We start from the raw sequence: 11,442 nt of genomic DNA on the forward strand, positions 1-11,442 counted from the left end.
TTGTCTTGATGCAGTCGCTCATGGGGGAAACCCCCTTTGGCGGCGCTGCATCGCTAACTCATGTAAAAAGTGAGATAAGCATGAATTATTCCCTGTCCTTTCCTTGTGGTCACTTATTGCTCAAAGTAGTAACGTCCTATGAAGATTCTAATGATCTCCACAACCTTTCCCTATCCGCCAACGCGGGGGGCAACTCAGGTCAGGACGTTTAATTTACTCAAGTACCTGAGTAAACGTCATGCTATAACTTTGGTTACTCAACGTTCTGAGGAGATCACGGACATCGAGGTAGAAAAATTGCAGCAGTGGGTGGAAGAACTGGTGATGTTTCCCCAACCGCAGCCATCAGAACAAGAGAAAGGCATAAAGGATAAATTGCAGCGCTGGAGTACCATTTTGCAACAGGGAACGCCCCAGAAAGTACTCCAACTCTACTCAACTCCAATGCAGCAATGGCTGGATCAGGCTGTAGAGGCGGGACAATTTGACCTGATTACCTGTGAACACAGTACCAATGAAATTTATGTGCGACCAGAGTGGCGGGAGCAGCTGCGAACTGTGGTGAATATTCATCATTCTGTATACCGGAAATCTCTGGACAAGCTGGAAACCAAAACATCAGACAATCAGCTGAAAGACCAGTTGAATTTGCCCCTATTACGTCGCTATGAAGAGCAATATTGTGCTAAATTCACAGACATTGTAGTCACAACAGCAGAAGATAGACGGCAAATAGAATCCTTTGAGCTAGACAGTAAAATTACATTGATTTCTAATGGGGTTGATGTTAATTTATTTCCCAGGCGCATCTCTGATCCTGGTGGACACAGATTAGTATTTACTGGGGCGATGGATAACCCACTAAACATCAAAGCAGCTCGTTATTTTAGCCTAGAGGTGTTCCCAGCAATTACAGAGCGCTATGCTGATACCAAGCTAGAATTGGTCGGACCCAAACCGGTGCAAGCGGTGCTAGATTTAGAAGAGATCCAAGGGATTAGTGTAACTGGGGCAGTGCCTTCTTTAGTAGACCACCTTCATAAGGCAACTATATTTGTGGTGCCAATGCAAAGTGGATTTGGCGTAAAAAATAAAACTCTGGAAGCGATGGCAGCAGGAGTACCGGTCGTGGGAAGCGATCGCGGTTTGGAGGGCTTGACAGTTGATGGCGGGGATGTCCCTTTGCGGGCATTGCGAGCAAATGATACAACAGAATATGTTTATGGCATTAGTCGGTTATTTGAAGACCGCCAACTCCGTAAACAACTGTCTGAAAATGGGCGAGGGTATATTGAACAGAAATATACTTGGGAACGTGCTGGTGAGCTATATGAGCAGGTAATCACAAGTTGAAGGGTGTAGGGTTAGGGTGCCTTTGGCTCAGGGTGTAGGGTGTAGGGTGTAGGGTGTAGGGTGTAGGGTTTAGGGTTTAGGGTTTAGCACGCCGCAGCGACTGTGAGCAAACTGGTTTAGTCACGATTTTTAGAGTGAGCAAGGGAGAATGACAAAGACATGGACTTCGACGAATTAGCCTTTAAGTCCAAAAATATGTAGAATTTCGCTAATTACTATCTATCATCTATCGGGTGTCTCATAGTTATGAGGTACACAAGATTGTTTCCCTGTTGCCTGTTGCCTGTTGCCTGTTGCCTAAAATCCAACATGTACCTCACCCAATTTAGAACTGCTATATTGCCGACAACATTTTTTTCAAACTGGGAAAAAACTGCAAAGATAAACTATTAAAACATCAGTGCAAAAGTCTAGTAGAGGTGGTTGGTTAACCACCGTGGGCGCGATCGCTGCCTTAATCACCACTAGCGGTATCATTGCCGGTAGTATCTGGGTGGCGGTTATTTTAATTATTGACCCTGATTCGATTGTCTGGATCAATGACATTTTGCCGAGTTGGGCTCGTATCCCCCAGACTGTTCCTTCATCTGTCAAGACATTTGCCCAAATTCAAGGGGAGATTCGTGAAAATGGGTTAACGGCGGGAACACCCGTTGCCCTTAACTCTGAGTTGCTGCTACCCATTTTGGCATCACCACCATCATGCCAAACTAATTGTGACCAGATTGTGGAACTTAGAGTCTATCAGCCCCTTGAACAAAGCAATAGACAACAAAAGTATTATCACCTAGTTAGTCAGCTGCCGATCACTGCTCCGGTCGAATATTTTGTGTTGTCTACCCAAGTGAACACAGGATCGGGTGATGCTAGTGTCTCCCGTTCACTACCTTTAACCAAACTCGATCGTTTCGATCAACAAGCTCTAGAGGAAGGGTTTTGGTTCAACCTCTCGGGTCACGTGGTCTCAGAAAATACACCCTCAAGCTATGGACAAATTATTCATTACAATCCGGACCAGACACACCTGAGTATGATGTTGGAGTGGAAAAGCCCTAATGAAGGTCCTCCCTATTGGCAGGAAGTGACCGGTGGTGCTACTCCAGAATTAGTGGTTAATCATACTGTAGGCTTGGAACCCCAGTTCAAGGTTTACCAAATTCAACCTCGGACTTTTGTTCCCAACCCGATTTATCTAGAGGAAATTTCCCTGACCCAAGCAGCGATAGATACTAAACTCTATCGCAATGGTTTAAATCTAGCGCGTAATGGTTTGTGGTCTGATGCTTGGCAATGGTTGAACCAACAGAAACCAAAACACTGGTCAGCAGAGGCTCAAGCCCAAATGGATTTGGTTAAACTGCACGCTCAGGTCACCGAGTCTCAGGCCAATCAAATTTGGGGAAGTGCCAGTGCGGCTATCTTTGCCTATCTCCTGGATGGTCGCTGGGGGGAGGCAAAAACAGTGTTTCAGACGGCAGTGGATGGTGCTCAGTTGGGGGATATTATCACTATGCTAAAGAGCGATTCTGGGGGATTGTGGGAGCGGGTGGAAGCAGCACTAGAGGTCAATCCTGATGACAGCAATGTACAAGCTTGGGGAGGATTGATTTTGGCAGCCCAGGAAGACCCTCAAAAAGCGATCGCATGGGTTAAGGAATTACCCCAAACTAATCCCCAGGTTTACCAACTCCTGAACCATCTCGACAATGCCTTAAACCCAGTTCCAGCTATCGTCAGGCACTTCAGCCAACTGGTTGGCAATTCAGAAATAATTCAAACTGTCAACGCAACGGATTGGTTGCAACCGGAAGATGGAGATGGGGGAATAGGAGAACAGCACTGCCAAAGGCAACAGGACAGTACTGAATTGGTTTCTGTAGCAGAGCAAGAGAGTATAGCAGTTTCACCCCTGTCCCCGTGTCCATCTGTCTCTGTCACTCTACAAAAAAACCCCGAGGAAGTTTGGTATCAAGTACAGGTAAAAGCATTTTACGATGGTCAGGGTTGGCGATGGATGCCGTTTTCTGATTTACGGCTGCCCACTTTGACTAAGGGAAAGCGATTGTGGCGATATTTGGGCTTAGACGTTGACCCCCAGATTCGGATTAGCCTTTGGAGTGAGAATGGTATCCAGCAATCAACTACAGCTACGGTCAAGGGGGTTTCCTACCAGGAAGGGATGATTAAGCTGTTGGCAGCAGGTGGGAAATTCCCTAGTGAAGCCCTAGCTGTTGATGGCTCTAATCAGCACCTGCTAGCCCACACCGATACCGGACTGCGCTGGTTAGACCCAAGTGCGATCACTTTGTCAGCACTCTACCACCTTAACCCCGAGTCGGTCTCAGCCATGCTGCCAGTACTCTGGCAGGAGTTAATCAACAGTGGTCAGTTCTCCCCAGGACCCCTTCCTAGTTTACCAATGATGCTTCAGGAGATCGGGCATTGGTCAGTTAGACCCATCGAGCTGACTGGCAACAACCAGCCAGAAGCGGTCATAACCTTATATCAAGAAATATCAGTTACCTCAGAATCTAGCGACGTTGGTCTATCGGATAGTATTAATGACGGGATGGATACACAAAGGGCTTCTACTATCTACAAACCCCGCACCATGATTTTTTCTGACGCAGGAGCCTTACTCTACAGCGAATTTTCCCAAGATTCCAGCACTTCCATGACTGCGATCGCGGATTTAGGCGATGGTGGTCCTGCGGCTATAGTTATTGATGAACCGAATAACTATAGCCTTAAGCGTTGGTCACCCAAGCATCAGCGTTTTGAGTAATGCTTGTACTTTAATACTTGTACTTTAATACTTGTACTTAAGCGCATTGGTTCAACTCAAAACCAACCGTTGTTGCTTAAGTAATTGCTGCTGCTGCCAGAGGGATTCAACTTCTGCCTGTAAGTGAAGGTACTTTACTTGGTGGTCAACCCCATAAACCGATGTCATCAATTTCTTCAGCTGGGGGTCGCCAGTGACAACAGAACGGGAATTGCTCTGCCAGTGGGCATCGGATAAATCTGTCATATGGTCGGAAGAAGTTAACATCTTTATATTAAGTATTTTTGCTTGCTAAAAACTCCACGTAATTGTATCCCAAATTTCCAGCACATGCTAACTATACTTGGAGCGGTCAGCGTTCTCAAGGGATGCAAGCTCCGAGAGCTGCGCTGACTTCGTCAGCTTACGGGCTACTTTAAGTAGAGACTATTAGAGCGTTTTAAAGCTTCACATTTAACACCCTACAGGTTAAACTTCATCCTTTTTCAAAAAATCTGCTCCCTCAAGCTAGAGGATTTGTCTAGTTCAGTTTGTTCTGGCAACTCATCAAAAATTGTTAGTCTATTGGGTTTGCAGCGTTTGAGAGTTACCATAATGCCTTGAGCTCCTTCATTTTCTAAGTCTTCAATGTATCCATAGTTGGCAGCCTGAGCCTCCTGCTGGTTAACAAAGGGTCCAAAGTAGTAGGTACACTTGGGGGTTTCGGTGATGATTTCCACCCAAAACGCTAACCCTAAGACGTCGAAGATTTTGATTAAGGCTTCTTTCATGAAATCTACCTAGTTTCAAGGATAATCTCTGCTAATTTAATCGCCTTTTAAAGGTTTTTATCCTCCATTTACTGTTCTTGTTTCACAATCTGTTCATTGGAAGTACTATCGATATACAGTAAGTCTGACCAACGCTGCCGATAGGTTTCATATAACACCATAGCAGTTGCTGCTGAGGCATTGAGGCTAGGGGTCTTACCCTGTAATGGAATTGAGACTAACATGTCACAGCAGCTTTGTGACTTTAGGCTTAAACCATTCCCCTCTGAACCTATTACTAATACGACTGAACCGGTCAAATCAACTTTGTGTAAAAGTTTACCAGTACCGGCAGCAGTTCCGTAAATCCAAAAGCCCGCAGTTTTCAACTGCTCTAGGGCATTACTGAGATTGACAACTCTGGCAATAGGAAAGGTTTCTAGAGCTCCTGCTGCCACTTTCCTCACAGTTGAGGTGACACCAACAGCTCGACGTTGGGGTATGACTAAGCCTTGAGCCCCTAGAGCTTCTGCCGTACGAATAATCGCCCCTAAATTTTGAGGATCATTAATGCCATCACAAGCCAATAAAACTGGCTGCTCAGTTGCCCATTTTGCTTTGTCAATTAAGTCATTTAAATCTATGTAGTCGTAAGGTGCTATTTGAGCTGCCACACCCTGATGGTTACCACCTTTGGTAATTTGGCTCAGGCGTTTTGGTGCTACTTCATCAATTACTGTACCGTTAGCCTTGGCTTTAACCAGTAAGGAGTGAAAGCGAGAATCGTAACGCAGCTGGGAAATAATCCAAACTCGGTTTAGCTGGTGCTGGTTTTGGAGAGCTGCTAGAACTGAATGACGCCCGTAGATTAAGTCACTCTCTTCTTCTGTGCTACTTACAAGTTTTGACTTAGAGTACCCATGCTGCTTCGGCTGAGTTTCCTCGGAGTAATGGGAATGTTTTGACCGTGGCTTTCGAGAGTGGTAGTTCTTTCGAGGGGGTTTCCCGTTCTTTTGAGAATTGCCTCGGGTCGAAGGAGATAATTTTTTATTCTCACCTTGCCGATCAGAGGACTTCCCTGCCTTGATCTGGCCAGAAGCATCAGAGGAGGAATCAGAGGAGGGGTTTTGATTAGCCATAATAGAATAAGGGTTTATGGGCTGTCGAGTTGTAGATGAGCCAATAACTGGGTCAACCGTTGAGTATCAGTAAGGTATAGGTATCCCAGTAAGGTTTCTAAGCTACTAGCTTGTTGATAGATTTCTCGATTGAGACGCCGGGGGCTCTTTGTAGCAGCATTCCGTCCGCGCCGTAAAACGTCTTTTTCAGAAGCAGTTAGGTAAGGTTCAAGCGATCGCAAAATCTTGGCTTGGCTTTCTGCTCTGACATGAGCGACTACCTGGTTATGATAGTCACAGATTCGCCTCGGTGGTAGCAGATAGTGGGTTCGGATATAAAGTTCATAAACAGCATCTCCTATATATGCCAAGGATGCTGGGGAAATCTGTTGAATTTTGGCAATTTGATCAACTTTCGCCATGAATTGCCTAAATCGAAACTCTGTCCACAATACTATAGAGTCACTTCCACCGCCATGGCTATCCTCTTCCAAGGGGTCTAATTGTGCATCTGTCTGAGCCATCTTTGGGGTATTACTGTCTTTTGTTGATTAGACCAAATTAGACATCATTCAACAATTTCTGCTTCCAGTATTCAATAAATTTTCTAACAGGGAAGTTACTTACACTCAACTCTGACCGATTCCCCACTGCTTCTGAAAGTGAAGGCGGGTTTTGCCCCCGCCTTCACTGTCGATTTTGTCACGTACCCTTGATGTTCTCCACAGCTATGGTGAGAGACTCTTGCAGAGAGAGAAATTTTTCTAGGCGCACTAGTTTCACAGTTTGAGTCACGCGGGGATTGGTCACGACTTGTACACTTCCCTCAGCAGTTTGAGCTTTCTTTACTAGCTGCACCAAAGCACCCAAACCAGAGCTATCGACAAAATCAATTTTAGATAAGTCCAGAATAATATCCCCTGGACCTTCATCAATACATTTGCCAATAACGTTACGGAGAGTAGATTCCGAAAAGGCATCTAGCAATCCAGTAAGGCGGAAAATTTGATAATTTGACTCGACTTGGCGAGTGCCCCTTAAACTGACTGTAAGGGTTAGTTGTTCAGGAATAACACCCTCCTAGATATAGCTTATAAATATCAATAATCTAATACTTCTACTGTCAAGTTGACTACTGTGACAGCAGATTGATGACTTGGCTACCGTTTATACACGCGCCCTATCACCATACCTTTGTTTGTTGGTTAGCACGTCAAGGGGCTAAAACAACGTCAATTTTAGATTATACAACAGTATCAGAGTTTCGGGGGTAGGGTAACCGGGTGTAGCGGTAGGGTAAAATTAAGCCAGCCGCAATTGTAACCGATTAATTATAACTGAAGCTGATTTGTTGGTTTGCTGGCAATGCAGGGGTTATTTTATAGCCCCACACCCGCTCACCCTACAGTTGGGGTTTCCCATTGACTATTGCGCGCGATGTTCCTGGGTCGCCGCTACGCTCCGGAAGCTAAGCTTCCGCTAAAAGCGATTAGCCTACGGCTACGCTACGCGAACGCATACCCTATTCGACCAATCAGCGTCTAGTCAAGGGCTTTGTGCGATTGGCCCTAGGCCACGCTACGCGATTAGCCCTAGGCCACGCTACGCGATTAGCCCTAGGCCACGCTACGCGATTAGCCTACGGCTACGCTACTTGAGGTGCATCAGCTCTACAAACTGCTGAAATAAATAGTCAGCATCGTGAGGACCAGGACTAGCCTCTGGGTGATACTGTACTGAAAAGAACGGTAAGGATTTGTGACGCAACCCTGCCACAGTGCGGTCATTGAGATTTAGGTGAGTAATTTCCACCTGATCCCCTAAGGTATCGGGATCAATAGCAAAACCATGGTTTTGGCTAGTAATTTCCACCATTTGCTGCAAACCGGCTGGGTGATTCAAACCTCGGTGACCAAATTTAAGTTTAAAGGTCTGCGCTCCTAGGGCAAGACCAAGAATCTGATGTCCCATGCAGATGCCAAAAATAGGTTGCTGACGCTCCAATAACGCTTTGGTGGTTGAGATGCCTTCCAGTACTACAGCCGGATCCCCTGGTCCATTGGACAGAAATATCCCATCGGGATTATATTTAGCAATTTCTTCTGGCGGTGTATTAGCCGGGACGACAATTACCCGACAATTGTAGCTAGCTAGACGCTTGAGAATATTACGTTTAATGCCAAAATCGATCGCAACAACTGTCAAAGGCTTGTCCTTTTCCTGCCCATCAACTGCCGGACCGAACTCCCAATTGGCTTCCGTAGGATCAGACCATTCGTAAACCTTGTCAGTGCTCACGTCTTTAACTAAATTTAATCCTGCCATATTCGGAGCCGCTTGCACTTGGGACAATAATTCAGCAGAGTCAAGGATTTCTGTGGAAATGGCACCGTTTATCGCACCAATGGAGCGTATTTTGCGGGTTAATGCCCTTGTATCTATGCCGTAAATTCCTGGGATGTTGTGTTCTGCCAAATAATCGGGCAAGGACTGGGTAGAGCGCCAGTTACTGGGACGGTAGCAGATATTACGAGCAATCGCGCCTCGGATTTGAGGATGAGCAGATTCTTCATCGGATGGGTTAACACCAGTATTGCCTAATTCTGGATAGGTGAAGGTCACAATTTGACCGCAGTAGCTGGGGTCTGTCACCACCTCTTGATAACCCGTCATGGCAGTGTTAAACACTACTTCACCAATGGTTGTACCAGTCGCTCCGAAAGACCAGCCTTGGTAAGTTGTGCCATCAGCGAGAACTAACAGAGCTGGATGAGCCGTTGAGATAGTCATTTTATGTCAAGTAAACCCTTTTCTTTAAGCTTAGGATTGAAGCGAATTTCAGTCTTTACCCCTCGGGATTCTAGCTCATCTTTAATTTTAGCTTCAACTCTCCGAGCAATTTTTTTTAAAATCTTCGTTTTTCCTAATTCCTCACTTTGCTCATACTCTAATTGCTCTGCTTCAGTCATTGTTATTTTAGCATCAATCGGCTGACTCCACAGATTTTCCTGCTCTCCATTTCCCACCGGTATCACACCATTCTCCTCAATCCATGCCTTACGAATCGTTTCTAATCGACTCCGGTCAGGTTTTTCAATGGTTTCTATTTTTAGCCAATAGCAGGATTGATGCTGACGAACTAAATGTTGTTTGAGGCTGACATATATATCTCGGGAATAATTAACCAATTTCAGAGTTTTATCCTGGTCAAAAATTGCGTATACACCAATCTTTTTTTGTAAAGATTCTGGTAGATTTCCCGTTTCATCCAGATAGGGAATAAATTCTAAATCCCTCAGAGAGGGAATTTGATTATCAGAGGTCAGCATGGGATGGGATTCAAAAATAAGATTCAAAAATAAATAATATCAACAAACTATTATTGAAATTTGCGATAAATCGCACAGAGGCGACTGGGATTAAAGATTTTGGCTTTGAACATGAAGTTAGGAGGTACATTAATGATGATATAATCATCAGATTCGTGATACTGCTCATATTCCGCTGGCATTCCCTTAGGGGTTGAAGTGGTGTAGGGAACTGGTTGAAACAGTAATTCAGTAAACTCAACCCTTAAGCATTGAGCCGCTTCAGTTACTTGAGCCAAAAAGTTTTCCCCGATTAGTAAAGCAAATAACTGGTCTCGGGCTTCTGGAGCTAGGACAAAACTGCTATCGAACTTGTTAATTATCTTGAGGCGAACCATAAGTCAAGGATAATCCCGAATTCTTTACGAGAGGATTATACCTGATCAAGATTCACTGTTGAACAAGACTTCCGTTAAACATAGTCCTGATATCAAGTCTGGTTGAATACCCATAATCTAGGGGAGGGTGGGGAGATGGGGAGATGGGGAGATGGGGAGATGGGGAGATGGGGCAGATTTTTATTAAAGGTAATTATCCTGACATGATATGAGTTCTAAGTTTTGAGTTCTGATTTCTGAGTAAGACCTGTCATTGTACACGAATCCTGTAGGATTGGGATAGGAGCAGCCACAAGGAATGCCCCTAAACCTGCAACCTTGGCCAAAAGGCCACGCTACGCGAACAACCTGCAACCTTGGCCAAAAGGCCACGCTACGCGAACAACCTGCAACCTGCAACCTGCAACCTTCAACCTGCAACCTGCAACCTTCAACCTGCAACCTGCAACCTTCAACCTGCAACCTGCAACCTTCAACAGTAAACTTAGTCATCCTTCTGAACCACTTCTGTTCCCCGCTTCCGGATGCGATTCCGCTCCTTCGAGCAATTTCTATTCCCATCTGTGAGTTTATTTTCAAGTTTGCACTGCTCGTAAGTAATTTGGGCAGCGTGGCGTTTTGGCAGTTGAGTCTGTTTTTCTAAAGCTTTGTTAAAAAAATCTAAACTTTCTTCCTCCTGCCCCAATTTTCGCAAAATTTGTGCTTTAAGGTAAAACACATCTGGATTGCTTGGTGTTGTTTCCATTGACCGGTCTATATAGTCTATTGCCTTAGAATATTGCTTTAAATCTCGATATCCTACTGCAATGCCTCGATATGCTAAATAAGAGGGGAAAGCATAGGTTTCTAACTTTTCAATGGCTTGAGATGGGTCAGAAAATGGTAAATTCACTGCTAACATTAAATCCATGTAGCCTGTAATCAAGTTTAGCTCTGGGTCATTAGGATCAACTTCTTTGGCTTTATCCAGATATTCAAAAACTTTCTGTAATTTAGTCAAGGCGCTGATGGGACCTTCTTTTTCAAAATCGTAAGCTCCTTCCAAAAAATAACCGACTGCTGTGTAGAGATTACCCCGCAAGGGATCAGAAGGAATCATTTCCTTAGCCGTATTAAGAGTTTTAGTGCCGTAGCTCTTGAAGGTTTCCCAATCTTGATCTAAGTAAGCTAGAGAGGATAGCATAGCATAGGTCATGGGTTCTTTAGACTGCCTAGATTCCGATTTTTTTAGATAAGCTTCAGCCTGTTTATAGTTTCCATCCTTGAAGAAGAAGTCAAAAGCATCTTGAACAGTGTCATCAATGTTCCGAGGATTACTGTCGCGAAAGGGATCAGCTGCTAAAGTGGGCATTCCCCATAAACCGATTAATACAACTGCTGTGCTGACACAGGCTTTAACTATCCGTTTTGGTGCTCGAAACCGTTGGTTCATCGTCATTCTGGCAATATTAAAAATATATGCTACTAACCTCAGTACTGACGTTACACTTGATGCCAGGTTCCATGGTACCGGAAGTTGGGGCATAAGATAGTAAGTAAGCATTTAGCGGTCAGCCGTCAGCCGTGAGCTAAATGCTCACGCTACTTGAGGTGCCGTCAGCCGTCAGCCATTCCCGTAGCGTAGCCATTTCCGTAGCGTGGCCCAAAGGCTGATAGCTGATAGCTGATAGCTGATAACTGATAGCTGATAGCTGATAGCTGTTCGCGTAGCGTGCGCGTAGCGCTTAAGCT

At 44.9% G+C, this 11,442-nt stretch carries 11 protein-coding genes; 2 read left to right on the plus strand and 9 right to left on the minus strand.

The genetic code is table 11. The annotated features are described in order from the left end of the window. Positions 1-138: 138 nt before the first annotated feature. Both AC4II3_RS27380 and AC4II3_RS27385 read left to right on the plus strand, forming a co-directional pair. A complete protein-coding gene (locus AC4II3_RS27380; protein ID WP_488010891.1) occupies positions 139-1,353 on the plus strand; it encodes a glycosyltransferase in 1,215 nt (404 codons plus the stop codon). Between the two features lie 400 nt (positions 1,354-1,753). Next, positions 1,754-4,138 carry a tetratricopeptide repeat protein gene (locus AC4II3_RS27385; RefSeq protein ID WP_488010889.1) on the plus strand — a complete coding sequence of 795 codons (2,385 nt, stop codon included), beginning with the start codon at positions 1,754-1,756 and terminating at the stop codon, positions 4,136-4,138. 51 nt (positions 4,139-4,189) lie between these two features. On the opposite strand, the gene AC4II3_RS27390 is transcribed toward AC4II3_RS27385, so the two are convergent. The 9 genes from AC4II3_RS27390 to AC4II3_RS27430 form a co-directional block, all read right to left on the minus strand. Then, a complete protein-coding gene (locus tag AC4II3_RS27390) occupies positions 4,190-4,405 on the minus strand; it encodes a hypothetical protein (RefSeq protein ID WP_488010887.1) in 216 nt (71 codons plus the stop codon). Between the two features lie 218 nt (positions 4,406-4,623). Then, positions 4,624-4,908, minus strand: coding sequence for a DUF1816 domain-containing protein (locus AC4II3_RS27395; protein WP_488010886.1), 285 nt, complete (start codon positions 4,906-4,908; stop codon positions 4,624-4,626). 68 nt (positions 4,909-4,976) lie between these two features. Continuing rightward, positions 4,977-6,026, minus strand: coding sequence for a 23S rRNA (guanosine(2251)-2'-O)-methyltransferase RlmB (rlmB, locus tag AC4II3_RS27400; protein WP_488010884.1), 1,050 nt, complete (start codon positions 6,024-6,026; stop codon positions 4,977-4,979). Positions 6,027-6,040: 14 nt separating this feature from the next. Further along, positions 6,041-6,529 carry a Mini-ribonuclease 3 gene (locus AC4II3_RS27405; protein WP_488010882.1) on the minus strand — a complete coding sequence of 163 codons (489 nt, stop codon included), beginning with the start codon at positions 6,527-6,529 and terminating at the stop codon, positions 6,041-6,043. Positions 6,530-6,707: 178 nt separating this feature from the next. Next, positions 6,708-7,076, minus strand: a complete 369-nt coding sequence (locus AC4II3_RS27410; protein ID WP_488010903.1) for an STAS domain-containing protein — start codon at positions 7,074-7,076, stop codon at positions 6,708-6,710. 579 nt (positions 7,077-7,655) lie between these two features. Continuing rightward, entirely contained in the window at positions 7,656-8,795 is a 1,140-nt protein-coding gene (carA, locus tag AC4II3_RS27415) for a glutamine-hydrolyzing carbamoyl-phosphate synthase small subunit (protein WP_488010880.1), read from the minus strand. Beyond that, positions 8,792-9,334 carry a GIY-YIG nuclease family protein gene (locus AC4II3_RS27420; protein WP_488010901.1) on the minus strand — a complete coding sequence of 181 codons (543 nt, stop codon included), beginning with the start codon at positions 9,332-9,334 and terminating at the stop codon, positions 8,792-8,794. The genes carA and AC4II3_RS27420 overlap by 4 nt, the downstream gene beginning before the upstream one ends. Positions 9,335-9,384: 50 nt before the next feature. Then, on the minus strand, positions 9,385-9,711 hold the full coding sequence (locus AC4II3_RS27425; protein WP_488010878.1) for a hypothetical protein: 327 nt from the start codon (positions 9,709-9,711) through the stop codon (positions 9,385-9,387). A gap of 484 nt (positions 9,712-10,195) precedes the next feature. Next, positions 10,196-11,143, minus strand: a complete 948-nt coding sequence (locus AC4II3_RS27430; protein WP_488010899.1) for a Sll0314/Alr1548 family TPR repeat-containing protein — start codon at positions 11,141-11,143, stop codon at positions 10,196-10,198. Positions 11,144-11,442 lie beyond the last annotated feature (299 nt).

It is taken from the genome of Moorena sp. (assembly GCF_982860115.1).

What these genes read in the sequence shown, in the direction of transcription:
- AC4II3_RS27390 (WP_488010887.1), bottom strand. Translation starts at nt 4,405, where the DNA reads ATGTTAACTTCTTCCGACCATATGACAGATTTATCCGATGCCCACTGG.
- AC4II3_RS27425 (WP_488010878.1), bottom strand. Translation starts at nt 9,711, where the DNA reads ATGGTTCGCCTCAAGATAATTAACAAGTTCGATAGCAGTTTTGTCCTA.
- AC4II3_RS27380 (WP_488010891.1), top strand. Translation starts at nt 139, where the DNA reads ATGAAGATTCTAATGATCTCCACAACCTTTCCCTATCCGCCAACGCGG.
- AC4II3_RS27405 (WP_488010882.1), bottom strand. Translation starts at nt 6,529, where the DNA reads ATGGCTCAGACAGATGCACAATTAGACCCCTTGGAAGAGGATAGCCAT.
- rlmB (WP_488010884.1), bottom strand. Translation starts at nt 6,026, where the DNA reads ATGGCTAATCAAAACCCCTCCTCTGATTCCTCCTCTGATGCTTCTGGC.
- AC4II3_RS27395 (WP_488010886.1), bottom strand. Translation starts at nt 4,908, where the DNA reads ATGAAAGAAGCCTTAATCAAAATCTTCGACGTCTTAGGGTTAGCGTTT.
- AC4II3_RS27430 (WP_488010899.1), bottom strand. Translation starts at nt 11,143, where the DNA reads ATGAACCAACGGTTTCGAGCACCAAAACGGATAGTTAAAGCCTGTGTC.
- carA (WP_488010880.1), bottom strand. Translation starts at nt 8,795, where the DNA reads ATGACTATCTCAACGGCTCATCCAGCTCTGTTAGTTCTCGCTGATGGC.
- AC4II3_RS27420 (WP_488010901.1), bottom strand. Translation starts at nt 9,334, where the DNA reads ATGCTGACCTCTGATAATCAAATTCCCTCTCTGAGGGATTTAGAATTT.